Consider the following 23,548-nt stretch of genomic DNA (forward strand, 5'->3'; position numbering starts at 1 on the left):
GGTATAACAGACAGAAAAATCCCGTCTGCCGGAGACATTCCGCCAGGCGGGATTTTTCTGTCCGGCGGCCCGCTATTTTTCTGTCCGACAGGGCAATTACTCCTTGCACGAACCATGAGAATAGTCTATACTTAATTCGATACGGACGTTTGGAGGTCCGCAGGGACGTGTGATCCTGAATATGAGGAATGAGGTATAGATTATGAAACTGACAACAGTGAAAGAGATTTACAGAAACCGTGAACAGTATCTCGACAAAGAGATCACCGTAGGTGGATGGGTACGAAGTGTTCGTGATTCCAAGGCGTTTGGATTCATCGTACTTCATGATGGAAGCTTTTTTGAAACTCTTCAGATCGTATATCACGATAACATGGAGAATTTCGCAGAGGTTTCCAAGCTGAACGTTGGAGCAGCCATCATTGTTAAGGGAACGCTGGTAGCTACCCCTCAGGCGAAGCAGCCATTTGAGATCCAGGCAACAGAGATATCTGTAGAGGGAGCTTCCGCACCGGATTATCCACTTCAGAAGAAGAGACACAGTCTTGAATACTTAAGGACCATGACACATTTAAGACCGAGAACAAATACTTTTCAGGCTGTATTTCGTGTACGTTCTCTCTGTGCATATGCGATCCATAAATTTTTCCAGGAGAGAGGCTTTGTCTATGTGCATACACCGCTGATCACAGGAAGTGACTGTGAAGGTGCAGGAGAGATGTTCCAGGTAACAACACTGGATCCGAAGAATATTCCGCTGACAGAGGATGGAAGTGTTGATTATTCACAGGATTTCTTCGGAAAGGAGACAAATCTTACCGTAAGCGGACAGCTGAACGGAGAGACTTATGCACAGGCATTCCGTAATATCTACACATTCGGACCGACCTTCCGTGCTGAGAATTCCAACACTACCCGCCATGCAGCTGAGTTCTGGATGATCGAGCCTGAGTGTGCGTTTGCAGACCTTCAGGATGCTATGGAGCTTGCAGAGGCTATGCTGAAATACGTGATCCGTTATGTCTTTGAGAATGCACCGGAGGAAATGAACTTCTTCAATTCCTTCATTGACAAGGGGCTTCTTGACAGACTGAACCATGTGCTTAATTCTGAATTTGCGCATGTGACCTATACAGAGGCTGTTGAGATCCTTGAGAAGAACAATGACAAATTTGATTACAAGGTATTCTGGGGATGTGATCTTCAGACAGAGCATGAGCGCTATCTGACAGAGCAGGTCTACAAGAGACCGGTATTTGTTACAGATTATCCGAAGGAGATCAAGGCATTCTACATGAAACTCAACGAGGATGGAAAGACAGTTGCGGCTATGGACTGTCTGGTGCCGGGAATCGGAGAGATCATTGGAGGAAGCCAGAGAGAGGATGACTACGACAAGCTGAAAACACGTATGGATGAGCTGGGTCTGAAACCGGAGGATTACGATTTCTATCTGGATCTTCGTAAATATGGTTCCACACGTCATTCCGGCTTTGGTCTTGGATTTGAGAGATGTGTCATGTACCTTACAGGTATGGGCAACATCCGTGACGTGATCCCATTCCCGAGAACTGTAAAGAACTGCGATCTTTGATCAGAACACTTTTGCACAGCAGGACGTTCTGTGCTCCTGAGATCAGAGAACAGCAGGGAGAAATTGGCAACAGGTATTGATATGTGTGACTGACACACAAGGGAGAACATTATGAGATTTATTCATCTTGCAGACGTGCATCTGGGCGCAGTTCCCGACAGGGGCTGCCCGTGGAGCAAAGAGCGGGAGGAAGAAATCTGGAGCACTTTCCGCCGGGTTATTGCGGGCATCCGCGAAGATCCGGTGGATTTGCTATTTATATCCGGAGATCTGTTCCACCGCCAGCCTCTTATGAGAGAGCTTAAGGAAGTAAATTATCTGTTTTCCACCATCCCGGATACCAGAGTGTATCTGATGGCAGGAAATCATGATTTTATAAGCAGAGATTCTTTTTATAATACGTTTGAGTGGAATTCCAATGTTATATTTTTCAGGAGCAGGGAACTGACCTGCGTTAAAGATCCTAGGCTTGATGTCTATGTATATGGACTGAGTTACTATGACCGGGAAATAAAAGACGGACTTTATGATCAGGCTGTCCCTGTCCAGAAAGAAGGAATCCATATTCTGCTGGCCCATGGCGGCGATGAGAAGCATATTCCTCTCAGTGCAGCAGCTCTGGCGGCGTCAGGCTTCGATTATGTGGCGTTAGGGCATATCCACAAGCCGCAGATCCTGATCCGTGACCAAGCGGCCTTTTCCGGGGCTCTGGAGCCCATTGACAGGAATGATACAGGGGAACATGGATATATGGAGGGACGACTGATCAACGGAAGGATCCGTACAGAGTTCGTTCCCTTTGCCTGTCGTTCCTATCAGCAGCTGGTAATGACACTTCACGAGGAAACTACACAGATATCTTTGGAAGAAGCGGTAAAATCCCAGATTTTCCGCAGAGGAGGAAGGAATATCTACAGGATCGTTCTTCAGGGAATGCGTTCGCCGGATCTTCTTCTGATCCCTGAGAAACTGAAAAGTCTCGGAAATGTTACCGATGTTGTGGATGAATCCTGGCCGGCGTATGATCTTGGTGAGCTCTACAAACGCTACAGCGGTACTCTGATCGGTGATTATATCGGCTATTTTCTGGCCAAAAAGGGTATGGATACCGTGGAAAAAAAGGCGCTGTATTATGGGCTTCAGGCATTGCTTGAGACAGGCAGCCGGCGATAAAGGGGCAGCACAGGAGGATAGCATAAGATGGTTATCAGACGTTTAAAAATAAAAAATTTCGGGAAGATCCGGGACAAGGATATGGAGCTTTCGCCTGGGATCAACGTACTTTACGGTGAAAATGAGAGTGGAAAAACTACCACACATACATTTATCCGCTCCATGTTTTATGGCGTTCGCAGACTGCGGGGAAAGGCTGCTCTGAACGATACATATACAAAATATGAACCGTGGGAAAATCCGGCAGAATATGGTGGGATCATGTGGTTCACAAGCAAGGGGAAGAAGTATCGTCTAACCAGGAATTTTTATAAAGAAAAGAAGCTAGGAGAGCTTCTCTGTGAAGATGATGGCAGTCTTGTGGATGCGGAACAGGGAGCTCTTGGGACTATTCTGGGAAATGTAAGTGAGGCAGTTTATGATAATACGGTGTCTGTGGCACAGCTGAAAAGCGTTACAGGAAAAGATCTCGTACGTGAACTGCAGAATTACATGGCCAGCTATCAGGGAACCGGTGACAGTTCCATTGACATGGGACGAGCCATGCAGATGCTGAAAATGTCCAGAAAAGGATATCTGACAGAAGCGGCCCGGCGAAAAAAGGAGCTGGAAAAGGAAAAAGAAAAGATTTCCGCAAACATGGAATATATCCGCAGAGAGATCCGTGAACTGGATGAGAAGCGTGATCGGATCATGCAGCAGCAGGACGGGATGAACATAGGGACCAGAGAACGGAGTACAGAGGATCTTCTTGAGCTTCGGATCGATCGTGTAAAAAGAAGACGGGAGCTGACAGATGCAGTTCTGGCAGTTGTGCTGCTTGGTGGGATTGCCGGTACCGGCTGCCTGGCGGCTTTTTCCGGGCAGGTCATTTTCAGTGTTCTGGCAGGCGTGGCAACTGCGGCGATTTCTGTAGCGGCATTGTTTTTTCGCATACGGCTCAGCAGGGAGCTGAATAAGAGAGAACGTCAGAGAGAGCGCTGGCATTCCAGACATGAGGAGCTGACCTGGAACCGGAACAGTCTGGACAGTGACTACGAAGAGAAGCATACAGCGCTGGAGAACCTGCAGGCAGAGTTGACGGAATGTGAAGAAAACACAGAAGTGATCACTCCGGAGGAAACGGAGATCCAGGCGTTGAATATGGCTATGGAGACGATTGAGGCACTTTCCGGAAACATTACGGATCAGGTAGGGGTCCGTCTGAAAAAACGTACATCTGAGATATTAAGTGAGATCACCGGTGGCAGATACCAGGAGGTTCTGATGGATGAGGCACTGCATATATCTGTGAACACAGGGGAGCGTATCGTATCCATTGAGAGACTGAGTCGCGGGACACTGGAGCAGATTTATTTTGCCCTTCGTATGGCAGCAGGAGAGCTTTTCTGCAAAGAGGAACCGTTCCCTGTGATCCTGGATGATGTATTTGGCATGTATGATGAAGAACGTCTTGCAGCGGCTCTCAGGTGGCTGCATAAAGAAAACAGACAGGTGATCATAAGTACCTGCCATAAAAGAGAAATGGAGATCCTGGATAAAGAGAGGATTCCCTATCAGAAGCTTCCTATGTGAGCTTTTGCAGGAAGATTTCAGCATAAAGATCAAAAGCAAAGCAGACAGCAGATGCGGATCATGGATATCCGTCTGTTACAGAAATATAAAGCGGCTGCGCTTTCTGAGAAACTGTTATATCGTTCTCAGAAGGTGCAGCCGCTTTGCGTGCGTTATGATTTATTTATTTCTCATGCTGGCTCATGTAATTTGTTACGCAGCGTTTGATTCTGTCTACCGGATTCAGAAGGTGGCTGACAGAGGTATCATGGTTCAGCGTATCAATGATCAGAGCAATATATTTGCTCATATCGCAGCTGATGTAGTATGGCTTCTCAAGAAGCTCCGGTGACTGATAAACCAGGTTAGTAGTAAGGAGCTTGTCGAAGTAGCCCTTCTTGTAAGCATCGTCAAATTTATCAAGACCATCGGTAAAGAATCCGAAGGTAGAGCAGATGTAAACTCTGCCTGCTCCTTTCTCTTTCAGGAGAGACGCAATCTTAATGATCGTATCACCGGAGGAGATCATATCATCGATCAGGATCATATCCTTGCCCTCGATCTTTGGTCCGAGGAATTCATATGCTGCGATCGGATGACGGCCGTTTACATATCTTGAGTAATCCAGACGTTTATAGTACATACCCATATCAACACCGAGGACATTGGCGAGATAGATCGCACGGTTCATGCTTCCTTCGTCCGGGCTGATCGTCATGAAATGATCCTTGTCGATATGAAGTCCCTTTTCATTATTAAGAAGAGCCTTGATGAACTGGTAGGATGGCTGTACAGTCTCAAAACCATGAAGAGGAGTCGCATTCTGTACACGGGAATCATGTGCATCAAAGGTGATGATATTCTCAACACCCATATCGATCAGCTCATGAAGTGCATTGGCACAGTCAAGAGACTCTCTTCCGACACGTTTGTCCTGGCGACTCTCATAGAGATATGGCATGATCACGTTGACTCTGCGGGCTTTTCCGCCTACAGCGGCGATAACACGCTTCATATCCTGGAAATGATCATCCGGGGACATAAGATTCGTGTAAGGTCCGATCGGATAGGATAAGCTGTAATTTGTCACATCTACCATTACGTAGATATCATCACCGCGGACAGATTCGTTGATGGTGCATTTACCCTCACCGGAGCCGAAACGTGGAGTCTTGGCGTCAATAATGTAAGAATCGCGCTTGTATCCCTCGAATGCAAAGGAGTCCATTCCAGGATACTGTCTTTCGGCACGCCATTTGACCAGCCAGTCATTCACCTTCGCGCCTAATGAGCTGCAGCTCTGAAGGGGAATCAGTCCAAGTCTTCCTACCGGGAGTGTGGAAAAATCTTTTGTATTTACCTGTGCCATTTTAATTTCCTCCTAAAAATATTTTCTGTATACGGATGTCCTTCCCGATCAACGATATCATCTGATAGTTGCTGGCAATTCGGGAAAATGTTCTCTCGGAATAGGTATCCGAGAAATTTTTGAGCGTCAGATTCGTGGAAATGATCGTGGATTTCCTGCGCATGATCCGCTCATTGAGACAGAGAAAAAGCTGTGAAGATACGAAACTGTTGGTAAGCTCCGTTCCCAGGTCATCAATGATCAGAAGATCACAGTCATAGATCAGTTCCTCGTCTGTGCCGGTATCTTTTCGGGAAAAAGAATTCGCAGCCATCATATCAAAAAGATCGTAGGCGGAAAAGTACAGGACACAGTGGGTGGATCTGAGAAGCTCTCGGGCGATGCAGTGTGAAAGAAAGGTTTTTCCCACACCGGTATCACCATATAAAAACAGATTTTCAAATTTATGGTCGAAGTTCTGCACAAAGCGCTGTGCAGTGTCATAGGCCCGTCTGGCTGTTTCCAGGGCAGACAGTCCCGTGGCTTCGTTTTTTATTGTAGCAGAATAATAGTCAAATGAAAAGCTGTCAAAATTCTCTTTTTCGAGAATTTCATTCAGATTGGACTGTGCATAAAGCAGTTCGATCTCAGCTTTTTTAAAACAGGTGCATTTTCGGCTGCCGATATAGCCGGTATCCTGACAGTCAGGGCAGGTGTAAGGCATCTCCAGATAGTCTCCGGGAAAGCCGTTTGCAACAAGAAGGGTGATCCGTTCATCGGAAAGCTCCTGGATGGCTGCCTTCAGATCCGAAGTCCCCTTTTCTTCGCCGTTTAAAAGGCGACGGACTTTGTCAGCACTTAAAGTTGCCACCTCGTCATCGATCTCTTTCAGACGGGGGATCTTTCCGTAGGCTTCGGCTGTGTGCTCCTCCAGAATACGGTGGTTCTGTGCCTGCCGGCGGCTGTATTCTCTCATTATAGTATCATATTGAAAATTCTGTAAAGGCATAAAGCGCTCCTTCCAGGTTCTGTTACTGATTATTTAAAAGACGTTTCTCATATTCCGCAAAATCATAATCACGCTGGTGGAAATTATTGAAGCGGTTGCTATTCTGAGGCTGAGTCTGGGGCTGCTTCTTCCTGGAAACGGATTTCTCAAGCTGGCGTTTTTTGTGTGCGGCATCCAGAAGCCGGATATCCTCCAGCGTATGTACGTTTTTCTTTTTCCAGCCGGAGAGGATCTTATCTGCATATTGGAAACTGGGCTGTCCGGTGGAAAGGACAGTACGGCTGCAGGCTTCCTGGATCAGCTCCAGATCAAAACCGTAGGTCTTGCGCCAGGTATCAATGTAAGTGATCTCGTTATCAACAGGATTGCGGCCGCTGATCCCCATAGCCTTCAGGATCGTGTAATAATCCTTGGAAAAACGGGAGCTGGCATCCCGGGCCATCTCGACGGTGGTGATGCCGTCTTTTGCCCAGGCGAGTGCAACAGTTTCAATATAACGCATACTCTTGCGGCCTCTGGAAACACAGTATTCCACCAGATATTCGATGAGATCCGCAGACATATGGAGTTCATCATAGAAAAAAAGGATCTTCTGCATTTCTGTAGGCGTCAGTGTTTTGGTCAGATACTGCTCTGTGATATAGAGAAGCTGACTGATCTCTTCGTTTTGCTTAAGTTCTCTGATCCGGTCAGGAGTGAGACTGAGAATGTAATCAGCGGAGCTTGGGACTCCCGGATCCGTGTTCCCGGAAACGGAAGCAGAATTGCCGGAACCGGTGAAAGTATCCACGGAAGCGCTGCTCTCTCTATGACCGGTATCCGCAAAGGGTTCCAGCAAAGTGATCCCGGAAAGCTTCTGATCTGCAGTATAGGTTAATGCGATCAGTTTCTCACCTTCCCAGTATTTCAGCGCACGGGAAATATCTCTTTCCGTGCAGAAAAGGCTGTCTGCCATATGCTCCAGGCTGAAAGAAGAAGGAGCGGCAGATACCATCCGGAGAAGGTAGATATATACCTTTACGAACTCCCCGTTGGCACGAGGCATGAAATTGTCAATAAAGCGATTGGAAAGAATCGTTACCTCCAGTTCAGAGGAATTCTGAAGTGAAATCAGGCTCATGATCAGCAGCTCCCTTTCTAAAATACAGCAGATATTTCAGGTGATATCCCAAAGTCCGCCATGCTAAAAAGGATTATAGCACAACCGCTTTTACTTGAGAATAGTCTATTTTCACAGAAGTTGTGCACCAATTTCCATGTGGAAAATGTGGATAGTGTGGAAAACTTTGAGGATAACATTATCAGCAACTAACAAAAACCTTAATTTTGTAAGAAAAATGCGGTATTTGTTGAATTTGGCTGTTGAATTATGTAAAGTAGGTTATACACAAAAAAATCCACATGCCAGGCACGTCTGAAATGTGCATAAGCATGTGGATAATGTGGATAATTATTTTCCGAGAAGGTGTTCTCCAATATTTACAACGTCTCCGGCGCCCATAGTTATCAACAAATCACCATGTGCACAACTTTTTAAGAGGAAGCTCTCGATCTCATCAAAAGTCGGGAAATATTCGCAGGGGGTTCCAAGTTCCTGGATCTGTTTCTGGAGATCCTGGGAAGAAATACCAAGATTGTCTGTTTCACGTGCGGCATAAATATCAGCCAGTACAACATGATCGGCCAGAGTCAGCGCTTTTGCAAATTCCGGAAGAAGAGCTTTGGTACGTGTGTAGGTATGAGGCTGGAATACACACCATACCTTCTGATGCGGATAATTCTTTGCAGCATGAAGGGTTGCCTCGATCTCGGTTGGATGATGCGCGTAATCATCAATGATGGTGATACCGCCGATCTCACCTTTATACTGGAAACGACGGTCTGTACCGGTAAAGCTTCCGAGACCTTTGACGATCACATCATCCGGAAGGTCCAGAAGGCGTCCTACGGCAATGGCGGCCAGTGCATTGGATACGTTGTGGATACCCGGTACACGCAGATAATAGCTGCCGATCTTTTTGCCACGGAAGAGAACGGAGAAGGAAGGATGTCCGTATTTATCCCAGGTAATGTCTGCTGCGGTGTAATCGGCATCGTGCTCCAGACCATAGGTAAGAACATTGCATGGAAGCTCCCGGGTGATCGTCTCATACTCCGGTGTGTCGGCGTTGATGATCAGAGTGCCGTCAGCAGGGAGAAGCTCTGCAAATTTCCGGAAGGAATGGCGGATGTCATCGATGTCCTTGAAGAAATCCAGATGATCGGCATCCATGTTCAGGATCACACTGATCTTAGGGAAGAAGCTTAAAAAGCTGTTGGTGTATTCGCATGCCTCTGTGATAAAGGTCTCAGAATTTCCAACGCGGATGTTTCCGTGGATAGCAGGAAGGATTCCGCCAACACTGATGGTAGGATCACAGTCACCCTCAAGAAGGATATGGGAAACCATGGAAGTAGTAGTGGTTTTTCCGTGGGTTCCGGAAATTGCGATCGGTGTATCGTAGTTCCGCATGATCTGTCCCAGAAGCTCTGCGCGGGTGAGCATTGGAAGCCCTTTTTCTTTCGCACAGGCAAATTCCGGGTTGTCCGGGTGGATCGCTGCTGTATAGACAACCACATCTACATCATCCTTGATGTTGGAAGCGCGCTGTCCGTAATAGATCACAGCGCCACGTTCTTCCAGTGTGCGGGTCAGCGGGCTGGATTTGGCATCGGAACCGGAAATCCGGAAATTTTCTTCCAGAAGGATCTCGGCAAGGCCGCTCATGCTGATGCCTCCGATCCCGATGAAATGAATATGGAGCGGTTTATGAAAGTCTATCTGATACATAATAATCTCCTTATATATATGTTATTTTCGTAGCTCTTTTGTCTGTTTTATTATAACGCCAACAGAAACAATTGAAAAGTGGTTCTTTTGGCTAAAAAAGCGGTTTTTTCCGGAATATAAAAGTAACCAGAAAATAACATCGAAAAATGTTGAAAATTACCAGAGGAATGAAAAAAATGATGAGTCTTACCAATTTATAATATACAATAGCGATAAAAAAAGTAAAATACAGCTAAAATAATTGTAAAAAATGTTCACTAATACAGTAAAGTATGCTATAATGGAATAATCATAACATACAAGAGGTGATCGCATGATTAAGAAAGAGATGATTGCCATGCTCTTGGCCGGTGGGCAAGGCAGCAGGTTAGGAGTTTTGACAGAAAAGGTTGCAAAGCCGGCAGTCGCTTTTGGTGGTAAATATCGTATCATCGATTTTCCACTGAGCAATTGTATTAACTCGGGAATTGACACGGTGGGTGTGCTGACACAGTACCAGCCTCTCCGCCTGAATACACATATCGGTATCGGTATTCCGTGGGATCTTGACCGCAATGAAGGCGGTGTCACAGTCCTTCCTCCGTATGAGAAGAGCACAAGCAGTGAATGGTACACAGGAACTGCCAATGCGATCTATCAGAATCTGGCTTATATGGAGCAGTATAACCCGGATTATGTACTGATCCTTTCCGGTGACCATATCTATAAGATGGATTACGAAGTGATGCTGGATTTCCACAAGGCGAACAAGGCAGATATTACGATCGCGTGTATGCCGGTTCCCATTGAGGAAGCCAGCCGTTTTGGTATTATGGTTACTGATGAGAGCAGCCGTATTACTGAGTTTGAGGAGAAGCCGGAGCATCCAAGCAGCAATCTTGCATCCATGGGTATCTATATTTTCTCATGGCCGGTTCTGAAGGAAGCACTGATCGCCCTGAAGGATCAGAATGGCTGTGACTTCGGTAAACATATCCTTCCGTACTGTAAAGAGAAGGGGCAGCGCCTTTTTGCTTATGAGTACAACGGCTACTGGAAAGATGTAGGAACTCTTGGTTCTTACTGGGAAGCAAATATGGAGCTGATCGATATCATTCCGGAGTTTAATCTTTATGAGGAATTCTGGAGGATCTACACCAAGGGAGATGTGATCCCGCCACAGTATATTTCCGCAGATGCAGTTGTGGACAAGTGTATCATCGGTGAGGGAACAGAAATCTATGGTGAAGTACATAATTCAGTGATCGGTCCGAATGTTATCATCGGCAAGGGCAGTGTGATCCGTGATTCTATTATCATGAAGAATACAGCAGTTGGTGAGAACGTTGTTATGGATAAAGCCATCGTGGCAGAAGATGTTGTCATCGGAAATAATGTTGTGATCGGATGCGGCGAGGAGGTACCGAATGTTCTGAAACCGGCTGTATATTCCTTTGGACTTGTGGCTATCGGCGAAAACAGCGTGATTCCGGACAGTGTCAAAATCGGTAAGAATACCGCTATCGCCGGTGTTACAACAAAAGAAGACTACCCTGACGGAGAACTGGCAGCCGGCCAGGTAATTGCAGCAAAGGACGGTGGGAAAGAATGAGAGCGATAGGTATTATTTTGGCAGGCGGTAATAATAACCGCATGAGAGAATTATCAAACAAAAGAGCAATCGCGGCAATGCCTATTGCAGGAAGTTACCGCGCGATCGACTTTGCCCTCAGCAACATGGCAAATTCACATATCCAGAAGGTTGCTGTGCTGACACAGTATAATGCCCGTTCCCTTAATGAGCATTTAAGTTCATCCAAATGGTGGGATTTCGGAAGAAAACAGGGAGGACTTTATGTCTTTACTCCAACCATTACCAGAGATAACAGCTTATGGTATCAGGGTACTGCAGATGCGATCTATCAGAATCTGAGCTTTTTAAAGAACAGTCATGAACCCTATGCGGTGATCGCTTCCGGCGATGGAATCTACAAGCTGGATTACAATAAAGTCCTGGAGTATCATATCGCAAAGCGGGCAGATGTTACCGTTGTATGTACTACATGCAAGGATCAGAGCCAGGTTGAGAGATTTGGTGTTCTTCGCATGAATGAGGACTGTCGGATCGAGGAATTTGAGGAGAAACCGATCGTTTCCTCCTATAATACGGTATCTACTGGTATCTATGTCATCCGAAGAAGGCAGCTGATCGAACTGATCGAGCGTGCTGCCCAGGAAGGAAGGCATGATTTTGTAAATGATATTCTTATCCGTTACAAGAATCTGAAGAGGATTTACGGATATAAGATCGATAACTACTGGAATAATATCTCTACTGCAGAGGCTTATTATCAGACAAATATGGATTTCCTGAAACCGGAGATCCGGAACTATTTCTTCAAACAGGAGCCGGCGATCAAAACCAAGATCGCAGATGTACCTCCTGCTAAGTACAATCCGGGTGCAACTGTGAAGAACAGTCTGGTGTCCAGCGGATGTATCATCAACGGAACTGTGGAGAATTCTGTTCTGTTCCGTGATGTATTTGTAGGAAATAACTGTGTGATCAAAAACTCTGTGATCCTTAATGACGTATATCTTGGAGATAATACGCATATTGAGAATTGCATTGTTGAGAGCCGGGATACCATCCGGGCAAATTCATATTACTGCGGCGAAGAAGGAGAAGTGAAGATCGTCGTAGAGAAAAACGAACGCTACGTATTATAAATGCGGAAGATCAGTTTTCCGCAGATACGGTTAGCGAAATGAAAGGGGCAAGTAGCAATGAATATTACAGATGTACGTGTGAGGAAGGTAGCAAAAGAAGGGAAAATGAAGGCCGTTGTGTCTGTTACAATAGATGATGAGTTTGTGGTACATGACATCAAGGTGATCGAAGGCGAGAAGGGGCTGTTCATCGCAATGCCAAGCCGTAAGGCAAGCGACGGTGAATATCGTGACATCGCACATCCGATCAATTCAGCAACAAGAGAGCAGATTCAGACGATCATCCTGGACAAGTATCAGGAAGTAATGGCTGAGGAAGCTGAGAATGAGGTTCTTATGGAGGCTGCGGAGTAAGAGAAGCAGCTTCAGGGGGGATTACATCAGAGAAGTATTCTCGTAGCTGATGATCTTTGGATTGAAACAGCATAGAATAAAAACTGCCGTTTTACAGATAAATCTGTGAGAGGGCAGTTTTTTTATGCTCCGGAAAACAAAAAAACGCTTTTCAGTTCATAAAAATTTAAATTATTACGTATTTGTTACAGAAATAAAATAAAATTATTGCTTTTTATGAAAAATGTGTTATACTAGAATCCATGAAAGGACGAAAGGTGTTTATATGAAGAATAGAAAAGTTTTCACATTACTGCTTACAGGTATGCTGACCCTTTCCATGGGAAGCACCGTATATGCATCAGGTACAGACGCTGCGATCGCAGAGGCACAGGCGGAGAAACAGGCCGCTGAGGAGGGTCTTGCGCAGGTACAGAGCAGCATCGGCACACTGGAGAGCAAGAAGCAGGAGCTGGAGAGCTATCTGGCTGATTTAAACGCACAGTATGAGGATCTTACCAACAGCATTTCTGAGCTTAGTATCCAGGCTGCTGAGAAGGAAGATGAATTAAATAAAGTAAAAAAAGAACTGAAAAAAGCAAAGAAAGCTTCTACAGATCAGTATGAATCCATGAAGCTTCGAATCGCATATATGTATGAAAATGCCGGAACTTCCGCACTGGAGACACTGCTTTCTTCCGAAAGCCTTGCAGAATTCCTCAATCGCGCGGAGAATGCGATCCAGATTTCTACATACGACAGAGACATGCTGGATAAATATGTGAGTCTTCAGAAGAATATCCAGGAGAATGAGAAAAAGGTTGAGACGGAGTCCGCAGAGATTGATGATCTGATGACGGAGCGTGCAGCCAAACAACAGGAAGTGCAGTCCATGGCTTCCAGCACAAGCGATGATATTAACTCTTATGTAAACCAGATCAGCGCCAGCCAGGAAGAGGCTCAGCAGCTGATGGCAGATATCAGTAATGCAGACAGCAGTATTACCGCTCTGGTACAGCAGGCAGAGGCGGAGAAGGCTGCAGAAGAGAAAGCTAAGGCTGAAGCGGCAGCAGAGGCTGAGAGACAGGCAGCAGAAGCGGCAGCCCAGGAAGAAGCCGATCAGGATAACGAGGACAGTGAAGAGGCTGATTCTGACGATGATTATGGCTATGATCCGGAGGAGGATACAACCGAGTCTTCCAGTAGCTCTACAAGTACAGACATTGTTGTAGAGGAGGAAGAGGAAGCGGATGATGTACAGTCCGGAAGTTCCGAAGATGTTTCCGAGGACAGCTCCCAGGAGGAGGTTTCTGAGGATGAGACAGCTTCCGAGGAGACGGAAGATGCCTCTGCGGATACGTCCGATTCCGGTTCTTCCAGTCAGGGAACATATCTTGGAAACTTTACACTGACCGCATACTGCAACTGTGCACAGTGCTGCGGTACAGCCGGCAATCTTACAGCCAGCGGAACAGTTCCGACAGCAGGACGTACCGTTGCTATGGCAGGTGTTCCGTTTGGGACCAAGCTTCTGATCAACGGCACTGTTTATACGGTAGAGGATCTGGGAACTCCTTACGGACATGTGGATATCTATTGTGGAAGCCATTCTGAGGCATTAAGCTTCGGACTTCAGTCTGCAGATGTATATCAGGTGGGCTGATCCGGGAAAATCCAGAGGAGAATATTTAAGAGAAATACAGCGCTGCAGGATCGTATGCTGATCCTTGCAGCGCTGCTTTTGTATGCATGACGCAGATATGTGTTTCGTGAAGTGTAGTGTGTGGAAATTCACAAATTTCCTGCAATCCGGAGATTTTACAGATACGGCGTACCCGGGATCTCCGGATAGGTTCCCATACCGATGAGAAGCTCAAGGCCTGTCTGACGGCCTTCCAGTACAGCAGCTTTTACAGCACTGGCATCACCGGAGATGGCGATGATCACTTCATTGGAATGACTGGTACCGATATTCGGAGTCATATATTGTGTAATGGATACTGCTGCGGATTTCACGGCATTATCTGCCATCACAAGACCGATAGCAGCCGGAGAACCTGCCATGAAACCAAATGCTTCACCCAGAGGTGTGCCGAAGGCTTTATGGATAGCAGGACCTGCACTTGCGGAAAAAGCAAACTCCAGGTGGCCGGATTCGCTGATGTAGACCTCACCTGCATATTTGTTAGTCAGTTCCAGAGCCAGAGAAATGGCGTGACGCACGTCGGATACATCATTTCCGCCAAGGACGATATAGTTTCCGTGACCGCCCCAGCCCTTGGTGTCTCTTGGAAGTTCAATGGAAAGGACTTCTGTATTTGTGGCTTTTACTGCATCGTCAATAGCTGTGATCTGGCCGGCAGCGCCTGTTCGGGAACTGAAAAGCCCCAGACAGTGGTATTGGGTACCTACGTTCATCTTTTTAAGCAGAGAATCATCAACTCCGGAGATCACGAGTCCGATTGTGTCAAGGACTGCGGTCCCTACAAATTCAGTCCGTGTGCAGTTGGTGCTGATGTTATGAATATCGTGTATATTCATGTGGAAAAATCCCCCTTTTTGCTGAAAACTCATTGGTTTCAGTATAGCATCAGAGAGGGGAATTTGAAAGTGAAAATTGACAATATCATTTGTAAATGGCAGGTTTACATAGTTGTAAACGGCATTGCAAAATGTAAACTTAAAAAATAAAATTAAGTTGACATTAAAATCCTGCTGTGTTAAATTGTTAACAGCGAAAGAGCGGATATCATTTATAAAGGACAGGAATGATCTTCCGACAGGAAAAGCAGAAAAGGAAAGAAAGGATACAGATTATTATGACAACAGTGGCAGCAGGCAGAAGCAAGACGTATGATCTTGTTTACAGTGCAGTTTTTGCAGTAGTGATGGCAGTTTGCTCATGGATTTCCATTCCGGCACAGGTACCGTTTACTCTGCAGACATTCGGAGTATTTATGGCAGTTGGTGTGCTTGGAGGAAAAAGAGGAACTCTGGCAGTTCTGGTTTACGTTCTTCTTGGAGCAGTAGGAGTTCCGGTTTTTGCAGGATTTTCCGGAGGCATTGGAGCTCTTCTCGGAAATGCAGGTGGATATATCATTGGATTTATCTTTTCCGCACTTGTTATGTGGGCAATTGAGCACGTTTTTGGCAGAAAGCCGGTTGTTCAGATCATTTCCATGATCGTTGGACTGATCGTATGCTATGCCTTTGGAACCGCATGGTTTATGTTTGCCTACACAAGAAGCACAGGTCCGGTAGGCCTTATGGCAGTTCTTGGCTGGTGTGTGTTCCCGTTTATCATTCCGGATCTTATCAAGATCGCACTGGCTTATGTTTTATCAGGAAAGGTACGTAAATATGCAAGATAAAAGCAGTGCTGCGGCATATGCTTCTGATGAGGGCACAGAGGAAATAGTCATTCCTCTGCGCCCTCATCATGGTATGTGCCTGGCGTATTTTAAGGGGGAAGGCTACAGTAACGGTTTTACTGCACATATGGCCGAAATGCTGAAGATTTTTCTGGAGGGAAAGAAAATAAGGCTTCATGTGGATACGGATGAGATCTGCTCTGCCTGTCCGAATAATCTGGGCGGACATTGCGAAGCCGGAGATAAAGTGGCAGAGTATGACAATGCCGTGCTGGAAAAATGTGGACTGAAGGCCGGACAGACATTGCACTTCAGTGAATTTACAAAAAAAGTCCAGGAAAAAATCCTTGCGATGGATAAACGTAAGGAAATCTGTGGAAACTGCCAGTGGAACAGTATCTGCGAAGAACAGAAGAGCCGCTGGGCATAGATATTTATAAGAACCTTTCCAAAAACTGCTTCGGGTCTGCAAAAAAAAGTATGCCCGAAGCAGGAAAAAAGAAAAAATTCGATTTTTTTGAAAAATTTTAATTTTTTCTATTGACAAAGTACAGAAACTCTAATATAATAGCTCTTGCAGTTGAGCAACACACAAACAACTGAAACAGAATAACGAAGCGTGGCTCAGTTTGGTAGAGCGCTGCGTTCGGGACGCAGAGGTCGCAGGTTCAAATCCTGTCGCTTCGACTAACAGCTTGAGAATCCCTTGGTTGAGGGGTTCTTTTTTTGTTTGTGGAAAATGAAGGAATGTAAGTTTGTGTTACCTCAATGATAAAAGAAATGAGAAAGCCTTTGATGAATGTCCCGAGCATGGCCCACCAGAGTTTTTTTTATATTTACAGATGAAAATATTCTTGAATGCTTTAAATAGCAGTGCTATAATACAGATATAAAGAACAACCGCCCACAAGGGGTTGACCTTATAAGAGAAGATTAGAAAATCCCACCCTGTACTCGGCCAAAGTTTTGGGGTGGTTTTTCTATGTAAAGAATTACTTACAAAACGTTAATACGAACGTAAGCAATGCTAGAATGAACATGCCAAAAGCCATAAGATCTTTGAAGTCAAAATAATTGTTGTTCATCAGCACCACCTCCATCCTTTTAGGACTAGAGGTCAGCCACCCTGTAACACGATTGTTCCCGTACAGTGTAGCATATACGGAAAATTCTGACAAGCGCAGAATGTTCTAAGATAGTAATGCTTTTTTGAAAAATGCGCAAATTTTCTGTACGTCTTAATTCTTCACCTGTCTGTTAATATTCTGTTTCGGTGTACTGATTCGAGTATAGCCGTATTCTTTCGACTAACAGCTTGAGAATCCCTTGGTTGAGGGGTTCTTTTTTATGTTTGTACATCCTGGAGCTTTTTTCAGTTGATGGAATGATTTCTCTCGATCTTCATATATATTAACGAAACCGAAATACCGGAGGGACGTGCGTTGGCTGGATATCAGCGTTTTGTTGCGTATGTGTACGAGTATCGGAAAGGAAAAAAAGATGGCAGCAGCGGTTATGTGAGGGTGGAGGCCAGAGATAGGAAATGCCGTGTGGAGGTTCATCTGCGCTGCGTTGGACTGGAGCCTGGAAGTCGGTGCAGAGTGTATGGGTTTGTGCGGCAGGAAGGGCTGATGGATGGTATTTTGATCGGAAGCTGTGTTACAGGGCGGGAACGGATCGAGTGCGCACTGGAGACGGATACAGGGGATATTGGAGGCATGGGAAAAAGTCTTCAGGAGCTTGGAGGACTGCTTCTGATCTCCGATGCCGGCGGATTCTGGGGAACGGAATGGGATGATCAGCCGATCCGGCCGGAGAATTTCCGCGAGTGGAAGAAAAAAGAAATGGAATCTCGGAAGGAAACGGAGAAAACAGGAACGGAATATCAGAAGGCGGCGGAGAAAAAAGGCAGAGAGCGGGAAGAAAAGGAAGAAGAAAATCAAAAAGATGGAACCTTGCCAGAAGTGCAGGAAAATCAGAAGGAGTCAGACAGGATCATGACGGTGGAGGAGATTCAGGAGGATGTATTAAAGACATCGGAAACCGGAAATTCATATCAGGCTCCCGGTCCGCATCCGCCGGAGCCACCGCGACCAGGCCAGCCATCACCACATCCGCCGGAACCACCACGACCAGTCCAGCCGTCACCGCATCCGCCGGAACCACCACGGCCAGGCCAGCCGTCACCGCATCCGCCGAAACCATCGCGACCGGAGCCATCTCGTCCACTTCCGGGAATACCCTGTGATGATCCCTTTAACGACGGCTATTTCACAGACTGCCGCAAGATCAGACCATCGGACTGCAGTGCCTTATGCAGAAAAAACGGCTGCTTCTGCAGCAACCGTTTTGTCATGTACGGATATCAGAATTTCGGCCATCTTCTGCTGTGCAGAAATCCCCGGGGACAGTACATACTGGGAGTACCCGGTGGATACAGCCAGCAGGAACGGTTTATGGCCAATATGTTTGGCTTTCCCTACTTTAAGGAATGTCCGGATATTCATATCCCAGGCGGAAAGGGAGGATACTGGTACTGTTTTATTAACATCTGATCAGAAAAATTTCGGCATCCATGCAGATAAGCAAACAGTTTTGCAAATCCGCAGATCACAGCTCCATACCACGAATTTCTACTACCGGGATCGTCTGAGACAGGATATCCCGGTAGTTTTTCATTTCTTCCTCGGAGCAGGCAGAGAATCCCGGTATCAGAACTCCGTCGGAATCCCGGTAAGCCTGGAGATAATAAGCTTTTGCACCGCTTAACCATCGGCTGATCTCCTGAAAATCTTTTTCAGAATGAAGTTCCCTCACAACTGTTGTACGAAATTCATAATCAAGGTGTCCGTCCAGCAGCCATCCGGCAGTTTCCCGGATCCCATCCAGATCAGCATGTACACCGGTAAGCACATGATAGTTGGAAGGACAGGCCTTGATATCCATGGCAACCTTGTTGATCAGGTCAGCTGCTGCGAGATTTTTTACCACGGAGGGGCGGGAACCGTTGGTATCGAGCTTCACATCATAGCCCAGCTCCCTGATCCTGCTGAGAAATTCCGGCAACTCCGGTGCAAGTGTGGGTTCACCGCCGGAAATACAGACGCCATCGAGAATCCCCTTTCTTTTTTTTAGAAAAGCCAGGATTTCCTCCTGGGAATATTCAGGCTGGGTGTCAGGCTCCACGACAAGAGCTCCATTCTGGCAGAATGGGCAGCGGAAGTTGCAACCGCCTAAGAATATGGTACAGGCTACCCTTCCCGGATAATCCAGCAGGGTTGTTTTGTTAAATCCACATATTTTCATAGGAAAATCCCCTTGTTTCTCTTATTTATGATACTACAAGCATACTCTCCCCCGAAAAAAGCTGCAAGCCTTTTTAACCGAAGCAAGTAAGTTTCCTGCGGAGTTGCGAAAAGCAGTAAGCAGAGATGGGGACTTGCTCATGGAAGAAAAAAACATATAATTTATGGGCTACACCTCCTGGGGCTGCATTGACCTTGTCAGTGCATCTACAGCAGAGCTGAAAAAACGTTACGGCTACATCTACGTGGACCGCAACGACGACGGAACAGGTACACGGAACCGTTATAAGAAAAAATCCTTCTATTGGTATAAAGATGTGATCGCTACCAATGGTGAGTCACTTCACAAATAATCTGGCTGCTTGACTTTCCGGAAAAAAGCAGATATAATGCATTCATTGACGCAGACAATGGAGTTCGCGAGAGCTTCCGTTGTCTGCGTTTTTCTGTCATACAATAAGAAAACGCTGCAGAAATTAGTGTGGAAATTTCTGTGGCGTTTTTGGCTGTGTGCGAATATCTGTTTTGCAGCAGATTGACATGGAATATTTGAAAAGTTATAATCGAACGGACAGAAGGCTGAGAGCAGTCTTAGTATGAACAGATAGAATTCCGGAGCTTTTTCCGGAATGTGAAGTTACAGGAGGAGTAAAAACGTGACAGATCAGGAACGTTTTATGAAAGAGGCGATCCGCCAGGCAAAAAAGGCCCGTGCATTGGAGGAAGTGCCGATCGGCTGCGTGATCGTGCATGAGGGAAAGATCATAGCCAGAGGCTACAATCGCCGCAATACAGATAAAAATACCTTATCTCATGCAGAGCTTAATGCTATCCGAAAGGCAAGTAAAAAGCTGGGAGACTGGCGTCTGGAGGGATGCACCATGTATGTAACGCTGGAGCCTTGTCAGATGTGTTCCGGTGCACTGGTACAGTCCAGAATCGATGAGGTGGTGATCGGCTGTATGAACCCGAAAGCAGGCTGTGCCGGATCTGTGATGAATCTTCTTCAGATCGAAGGCTTTAATCATCAGGTAAAGATCACAGAAGGGGTATTGGAAGAGGAATGCTCCGAAATGCTTTCCACATTTTTCAGGGAACTGCGGGAGAAAAAGAAGCAGGCAAAAATCCTGAAGAAGCAGGAAGCAGAGCGCCTTGCCGGGCAGACACAGTCAGAGAGAGCGGAACAGAACGAAAAATCCCGGGAGATTTACTCTTGACAGAATCCTGTGAAAATATCAAAATAAAATCATAAATGGATTTCACTATTACAGACAGAAAATCCATTCAGGTCAAACGAAAGTCGTTGATACAGGAACGACAGAAAATGGAGGAACAAAAAATGGAACTTGAAGCTTTAAGAAAAGACATGGTAGCAGCAATGAAGGCCAAAGATAAGGTAACAAAGGAAGCAGTTTCCGCACTGATCGCAGCAGTAAAAAAAGCTGCCATTGATGAGGGATGCCGTGATGACATCAAAGGAGAGCTTGTAGACAAAGTTATCCTGAAAGAGCTGAAAACAGCAAAAGAGCAGATCGACACCTGCCCTGCAGAACGTACAGATCTGAAAGAGGAGTATCAGGCAAGATATGATATCATTGCGAAATATGCTCCGAAGCAGATGGATGAAGCAGAGATCAAGGCTTATATCGAGGAGAAATTTGCAGATGTTCTGGCAACAGGAAATAAAGGCCAGATCATGAAGGCAGTTATGGGAGATCTGAAGGGAAAGGCAGACGGCAAGCTGATCAATCAGGTAGTTGCCGGATATTGTAAATAAAATAATAGTACAAAAAATCCCGCCGGATCAGTCATAAATGACAGACCCGGCGGGAATGCTGTTTATATAGAGATCATATATTATAACCTTTTTTACGCGCGCCGCACCTCGGAATGGTCTCACAGACGTTACCTTTACAGTTAACTCAGCCCAGGCACCCTCACGGCACACAAGAGCTTCTGCTTAGTGCTGCTGCATTCCTGCCCTGACACGGTTCACAGATTCCTGTTGCGTAAGACCCAGACGTCAACGCCACTTATAAAGGGCTGCTCTGCAAGATACAAGCCTCAGATTGGCATCACCCCTGCTGTAGCGGATTGCAGGTACAGGGCACCGCTATCTCCCCGGCTGCGCGGAATTTAATTATAGACTCTGAAACCAGATTTGTCAAGGTACAGACCGAAATAAATCAGTTCATATTAAGTGTACAGTACTGTACCGCCCCGTTTTTGGTGTTGCGAAGGGTGAAGCTGATATAGGCGGACTGTTTCGCGGAAAGGTTTCCGATACGGAGCGTGGAAGAAGAAGCCCCGCTGTTAGGGGCGTTGTAATTGGTACTATACTGTGTATGGGTCCGGTTGTTGTTGAAAGAAACGCCTGTGATCTTCCAGCCATTTGCAGCGGTGCATTTCATGACAGCATTCTTCTGTGTCTTGTTGGCGTAACGAAAGGCGTTATGGCCGGAGCTTTTGAATTTTGCGGCAAGGTTGCCTTTTACACCTGTGATGGAGACGGATTTCAACGGGTTGACATAACGAAGCACCTTGATGGTGGAAGTATAGGTTTTGTTTCCGACCTTGAAGGAAATCTTTCCGGTTCCGGGCTTTTTAACGGCAAAACCGATATTGTAGAAACGATCGGAGTGCGTGTACGGTTTTGCACCCTTGCGGAAAGCCTCCGTGGTACTTTTGAAGCTGCTGGAACCGAAGGAGTCCAGTGCGATCACAGATCCTCCGCTGACTACTTTAACATTGGATTTGAGAATGCTCTGTTTAGCAGGAATATTGCTGATCGAGATCTCATCGTATCCCAGGTCCTTTCCGGATGTGGGCATATAAACGATCCGGGTTTTGGAATAATTGATCGCTGCACTGGCGGCGAGAGGAGTCATGGCGCATACCATGGCTGCGGCTAATAAAGCGCAGGATAGCTTTTTGAGGAATTTTTTCATAGGACTCTCCTTTCTAGATGAAAATTTTCTGTAAACATACGAAAGTTACTGATAATTTTATTTTACGATGAGATACAGGTAAAGTCAATCAATACACTCGCTGTTTTCGTGCTTTTTTGGCTATTGTACACTGCCTGAAAATGCTTTATAATATTATACTGTGTAAAACTCTGTGAAAAGAGAGGATACAGTAGTTGTTCTGCAGAAATACGTCAGGTGGAATATCTGTCTTATATGCAGACAGCAACAAATAAAATGTGCACATAAGAGGGCACAGAATGGAGGACGCTATGATTAAAAGAATCGGTCTGCTGACAAGCGGTGGTGACTGTCAGGCACTGAACGCAACCATGAGAGGCGTTGTAAAGGGTCTGAGCAACAGCGTTGAGAACCTTGAGGTTTATGGATTTGATGACGGATATAAGGGACTGATCTACGGGAAATACCGTATGCTTACAGCCAGGGACTTTTCCGGAATCCTGACTCAGGGCGGAACTATTCTCGGAACATCCAGACAGCCATTCAAACTGATGCGGGTTCCGGATGAGAAGGGACTGGATAAGGTTGAGGCCATGAAACAGACTTACTATAAGCTCTGTCTTGACTGTCTTGTGATCCTCGGCGGAAACGGAACGCAGAAAACCGCCAATCTTCTCCGCGAGGAAGGCCTGAATATCATCCATCTTCCGAAGACCATTGATAATGATATCTGGGGTACAGATATGACCTTTGGCTTCCAGAGCGCTCTGGAGATCGCAACAAATGCCATTGACTGCATCCATACAACAGCTGCATCTCATGGACGTGTATTTATTGTTGAGATCATGGGACATAAGGTCGGAAGCCTTACACTGAATGCCGGTGTTGCAGGCGGAGCAGATGTGATCCTGATCCCGGAGATCCCATACGATATCAATAAGGTTGTAGAAGCCATCCAGAAGCGTAACAAGGCAGGCAAGCGTTTTACCATTCTTGCAGTAGCTGAGGGAGCTATCTCAAAAGAAGATGCAGAGCTTCCGAAGAAAAAATACAAAGAAAAGCTTGCGGAAAGAGCGAAGAAATATCCGTCTGTATCCTATGAGATCGCAGACCAGATCCAGCAGGTGACCGGAAGTGAGGTACGTATCACAGTTCCGGGACATATGCAGCGAGGCGGAGAGCCATGTGCATATGACCGCGTTCTTTCCACAAGGATCGGTGCCGGTGCAGCGCAGGCGATCATGGATGAGGAATACGGTGTTATGATCGGTGTCATCAACGGCAAGATCAAGAGGGTTCCTCTTGCTGAATGCGCAGGCAAGCTGAAGATGGTATCTCCAAAGGATCAGCTTGTAAAAGCAGCCAAACAGATCGGAATCAGTTTTGGCGATTAAT

General features: G+C 46.1%; 20 protein-coding genes, 1 tRNA gene, 1 other RNA gene and 1 pseudogene. 15 read left to right on the forward strand and 8 right to left on the reverse strand.

The window, feature by feature from the left end:
- The first annotated feature begins 202 nt into the window (after positions 1-202).
- From asnS to ABCM67_RS07225, 3 genes are all read left to right on the forward strand, one after another.
- On the forward strand, positions 203-1,594 hold the full coding sequence (asnS, locus tag ABCM67_RS07215; protein ID WP_015525643.1) for an asparagine--tRNA ligase: 1,392 nt from the start codon (positions 203-205) through the stop codon (positions 1,592-1,594).
- A gap of 111 nt (positions 1,595-1,705) precedes the next feature.
- Complete coding sequence (locus ABCM67_RS07220) at positions 1,706-2,767, forward strand: metallophosphoesterase (protein WP_015525644.1); 1,062 nt, start codon at positions 1,706-1,708, stop codon at positions 2,765-2,767.
- 27 nt (positions 2,768-2,794) lie between these two features.
- Positions 2,795-4,342, forward strand: a complete 1,548-nt coding sequence (locus ABCM67_RS07225; RefSeq protein ID WP_147603224.1) for an AAA family ATPase — start codon at positions 2,795-2,797, stop codon at positions 4,340-4,342.
- Between the two features lie 163 nt (positions 4,343-4,505).
- On the opposite strand, the gene ABCM67_RS07230 is transcribed toward ABCM67_RS07225, so the two are convergent.
- The 4 genes from ABCM67_RS07230 to murC all read right to left on the reverse strand — a co-directional run bounded on the left by ABCM67_RS07230 (position 4,506) and on the right by murC (position 9,508).
- Complete coding sequence (locus ABCM67_RS07230) at positions 4,506-5,690, reverse strand: ribose-phosphate pyrophosphokinase (RefSeq protein WP_015525646.1); 1,185 nt, start codon at positions 5,688-5,690, stop codon at positions 4,506-4,508.
- 1 nt (position 5,691) lies between these two features.
- On the reverse strand, positions 5,692-6,678 hold the full coding sequence (locus ABCM67_RS07235) for an ATP-binding protein (protein ID WP_015525647.1): 987 nt from the start codon (positions 6,676-6,678) through the stop codon (positions 5,692-5,694).
- Between the two features lie 22 nt (positions 6,679-6,700).
- A complete protein-coding gene (locus tag ABCM67_RS07240) occupies positions 6,701-7,798 on the reverse strand; it encodes a DnaD domain protein (RefSeq protein WP_015525648.1) in 1,098 nt (365 codons plus the stop codon).
- 330 nt (positions 7,799-8,128) lie between these two features.
- Complete coding sequence (gene murC, locus ABCM67_RS07245) at positions 8,129-9,508, reverse strand: UDP-N-acetylmuramate--L-alanine ligase (protein ID WP_021652856.1); 1,380 nt, start codon at positions 9,506-9,508, stop codon at positions 8,129-8,131.
- Positions 9,509-9,821: 313 nt separating this feature from the next.
- Between murC and ABCM67_RS07250 the strand changes: the two genes are divergently transcribed.
- The 4 genes from ABCM67_RS07250 to ABCM67_RS07265 all read left to right on the forward strand — a co-directional run bounded on the left by ABCM67_RS07250 (position 9,822) and on the right by ABCM67_RS07265 (position 14,213).
- Positions 9,822-11,099, forward strand: coding sequence for a glucose-1-phosphate adenylyltransferase (locus tag ABCM67_RS07250; protein WP_015525650.1), 1,278 nt, complete (start codon positions 9,822-9,824; stop codon positions 11,097-11,099).
- Positions 11,096-12,217, forward strand: a complete 1,122-nt coding sequence (gene glgD / locus ABCM67_RS07255; RefSeq protein ID WP_021652857.1) for a glucose-1-phosphate adenylyltransferase subunit GlgD — start codon at positions 11,096-11,098, stop codon at positions 12,215-12,217. The genes ABCM67_RS07250 and glgD overlap by 4 nt, the downstream gene beginning before the upstream one ends.
- 57 nt (positions 12,218-12,274) lie before the next feature.
- A complete protein-coding gene (gene spoVG, locus ABCM67_RS07260) occupies positions 12,275-12,571 on the forward strand; it encodes a septation regulator SpoVG (protein WP_015525652.1) in 297 nt (98 codons plus the stop codon).
- 265 nt (positions 12,572-12,836) lie between these two features.
- Positions 12,837-14,213, forward strand: coding sequence for a hypothetical protein (locus tag ABCM67_RS07265; RefSeq protein ID WP_342992702.1), 1,377 nt, complete (start codon positions 12,837-12,839; stop codon positions 14,211-14,213).
- 155 nt (positions 14,214-14,368) lie between these two features.
- Here ABCM67_RS07265 and pduB read toward each other — a convergent pair whose 3' ends face one another.
- The gene (gene pduB / locus ABCM67_RS07270; RefSeq protein WP_044962320.1) at positions 14,369-15,085 is read right to left on the reverse strand and encodes a microcompartment protein PduB; all 717 of its coding nucleotides are present in this window, start codon (positions 15,083-15,085) and stop codon (positions 14,369-14,371) included.
- A 284-nt stretch (positions 15,086-15,369) separates the two neighbouring features.
- Here pduB and ABCM67_RS07275 point away from each other — a divergent pair, with 284 nt between their 5' ends.
- The 4 genes from ABCM67_RS07275 to ABCM67_RS07290 all read left to right on the forward strand — a co-directional run bounded on the left by ABCM67_RS07275 (position 15,370) and on the right by ABCM67_RS07290 (position 18,476).
- The gene (locus ABCM67_RS07275; protein WP_059086926.1) at positions 15,370-15,921 is read left to right on the forward strand and encodes a biotin transporter BioY; all 552 of its coding nucleotides are present in this window, start codon (positions 15,370-15,372) and stop codon (positions 15,919-15,921) included.
- On the forward strand, positions 15,911-16,351 hold the full coding sequence (locus ABCM67_RS07280; RefSeq protein ID WP_015525657.1) for a DUF1284 domain-containing protein: 441 nt from the start codon (positions 15,911-15,913) through the stop codon (positions 16,349-16,351). Before ABCM67_RS07275 ends, ABCM67_RS07280 begins: the two co-directional genes overlap by 11 nt.
- A gap of 183 nt (positions 16,352-16,534) precedes the next feature.
- A tRNA-Pro gene (locus ABCM67_RS07285) sits at positions 16,535-16,608 on the forward strand.
- Between the two features lie 755 nt (positions 16,609-17,363).
- Positions 17,364-18,476 (forward strand): DUF6128 domain-containing protein, encoded by a 1,113-nt coding sequence (locus ABCM67_RS07290; RefSeq protein ID WP_147603227.1) that lies wholly within the window; start codon positions 17,364-17,366, stop codon positions 18,474-18,476.
- 55 nt (positions 18,477-18,531) lie between these two features.
- Here the strand turns inward: ABCM67_RS07290 and ABCM67_RS07295 are convergent, their stop codons facing one another.
- Complete coding sequence (locus ABCM67_RS07295) at positions 18,532-19,227, reverse strand: anaerobic ribonucleoside-triphosphate reductase activating protein (protein WP_021650953.1); 696 nt, start codon at positions 19,225-19,227, stop codon at positions 18,532-18,534.
- A gap of 163 nt (positions 19,228-19,390) precedes the next feature.
- Here ABCM67_RS07295 and ABCM67_RS07300 point away from each other — a divergent pair.
- The 3 genes and pseudogenes from ABCM67_RS07300 to ABCM67_RS07310 form a co-directional block, all read left to right on the forward strand.
- Positions 19,391-19,579 (forward strand): annotated as a pseudogene (locus ABCM67_RS07300) (family 1 glycosylhydrolase); the annotation flags it as partial.
- A 303-nt stretch (positions 19,580-19,882) separates the two neighbouring features.
- Complete coding sequence (gene tadA, locus ABCM67_RS07305; RefSeq protein ID WP_227574179.1) at positions 19,883-20,443, forward strand: tRNA adenosine(34) deaminase TadA; 561 nt, start codon at positions 19,883-19,885, stop codon at positions 20,441-20,443.
- 122 nt (positions 20,444-20,565) lie between these two features.
- Positions 20,566-21,003, forward strand: coding sequence for a GatB/YqeY domain-containing protein (locus tag ABCM67_RS07310; protein ID WP_022426683.1), 438 nt, complete (start codon positions 20,566-20,568; stop codon positions 21,001-21,003).
- Between the two features lie 94 nt (positions 21,004-21,097).
- Here the strand turns inward: ABCM67_RS07310 and ffs are convergent.
- Both ffs and ABCM67_RS07320 read right to left on the reverse strand, forming a co-directional pair.
- Positions 21,098-21,359: signal recognition particle sRNA large type (gene ffs, locus ABCM67_RS07315), an RNA gene on the reverse strand.
- Between the two features lie 53 nt (positions 21,360-21,412).
- Positions 21,413-22,174: a hypothetical protein gene (locus tag ABCM67_RS07320; RefSeq protein WP_147603228.1), complete on the reverse strand. Its 762-nt coding sequence runs from the start codon at positions 22,172-22,174 to the stop codon at positions 21,413-21,415.
- A 290-nt stretch (positions 22,175-22,464) separates the two neighbouring features.
- On the opposite strand from ABCM67_RS07320, the gene ABCM67_RS07325 reads away from it, so the two are divergent.
- Complete coding sequence (locus ABCM67_RS07325; RefSeq protein WP_021977972.1) at positions 22,465-23,547, forward strand: ATP-dependent 6-phosphofructokinase; 1,083 nt, start codon at positions 22,465-22,467, stop codon at positions 23,545-23,547.
- Position 23,548: the final 1 nt, after the last annotated feature.

Source organism: Blautia sp. 2227st1_G12_2227SCRN_220401, assembly GCF_039062885.1.
GTDB classification, from domain to species: domain Bacteria; phylum Bacillota; class Clostridia; order Lachnospirales; family Lachnospiraceae; genus Blautia_A; species Blautia_A fusiformis.

What these genes read in the sequence shown, in the direction of transcription:
- asnS (WP_015525643.1), top strand. Translation starts at nt 203, where the DNA reads ATGAAACTGACAACAGTGAAAGAGATTTACAGAAACCGTGAACAGTAT.
- ABCM67_RS07220 (WP_015525644.1), top strand. Translation starts at nt 1,706, where the DNA reads ATGAGATTTATTCATCTTGCAGACGTGCATCTGGGCGCAGTTCCCGAC.
- ABCM67_RS07225 (WP_147603224.1), top strand. Translation starts at nt 2,795, where the DNA reads ATGGTTATCAGACGTTTAAAAATAAAAAATTTCGGGAAGATCCGGGAC.
- ABCM67_RS07230 (WP_015525646.1), bottom strand. Translation starts at nt 5,690, where the DNA reads ATGGCACAGGTAAATACAAAAGATTTTTCCACACTCCCGGTAGGAAGA.
- ABCM67_RS07235 (WP_015525647.1), bottom strand. Translation starts at nt 6,678, where the DNA reads ATGCCTTTACAGAATTTTCAATATGATACTATAATGAGAGAATACAGC.
- ABCM67_RS07240 (WP_015525648.1), bottom strand. Translation starts at nt 7,798, where the DNA reads ATGAGCCTGATTTCACTTCAGAATTCCTCTGAACTGGAGGTAACGATT.
- murC (WP_021652856.1), bottom strand. Translation starts at nt 9,508, where the DNA reads ATGTATCAGATAGACTTTCATAAACCGCTCCATATTCATTTCATCGGG.
- ABCM67_RS07250 (WP_015525650.1), top strand. Translation starts at nt 9,822, where the DNA reads ATGATTAAGAAAGAGATGATTGCCATGCTCTTGGCCGGTGGGCAAGGC.
- glgD (WP_021652857.1), top strand. Translation starts at nt 11,096, where the DNA reads ATGAGAGCGATAGGTATTATTTTGGCAGGCGGTAATAATAACCGCATG.
- spoVG (WP_015525652.1), top strand. Translation starts at nt 12,275, where the DNA reads ATGAATATTACAGATGTACGTGTGAGGAAGGTAGCAAAAGAAGGGAAA.
- ABCM67_RS07265 (WP_342992702.1), top strand. Translation starts at nt 12,837, where the DNA reads ATGAAGAATAGAAAAGTTTTCACATTACTGCTTACAGGTATGCTGACC.
- ABCM67_RS07275 (WP_059086926.1), top strand. Translation starts at nt 15,370, where the DNA reads ATGACAACAGTGGCAGCAGGCAGAAGCAAGACGTATGATCTTGTTTAC.
- ABCM67_RS07280 (WP_015525657.1), top strand. Translation starts at nt 15,911, where the DNA reads ATGCAAGATAAAAGCAGTGCTGCGGCATATGCTTCTGATGAGGGCACA.
- ABCM67_RS07295 (WP_021650953.1), bottom strand. Translation starts at nt 19,227, where the DNA reads ATGAAAATATGTGGATTTAACAAAACAACCCTGCTGGATTATCCGGGA.
- ABCM67_RS07310 (WP_022426683.1), top strand. Translation starts at nt 20,566, where the DNA reads ATGGAACTTGAAGCTTTAAGAAAAGACATGGTAGCAGCAATGAAGGCC.
- ABCM67_RS07320 (WP_147603228.1), bottom strand. Translation starts at nt 22,174, where the DNA reads ATGAAAAAATTCCTCAAAAAGCTATCCTGCGCTTTATTAGCCGCAGCC.
- ABCM67_RS07325 (WP_021977972.1), top strand. Translation starts at nt 22,465, where the DNA reads ATGATTAAAAGAATCGGTCTGCTGACAAGCGGTGGTGACTGTCAGGCA.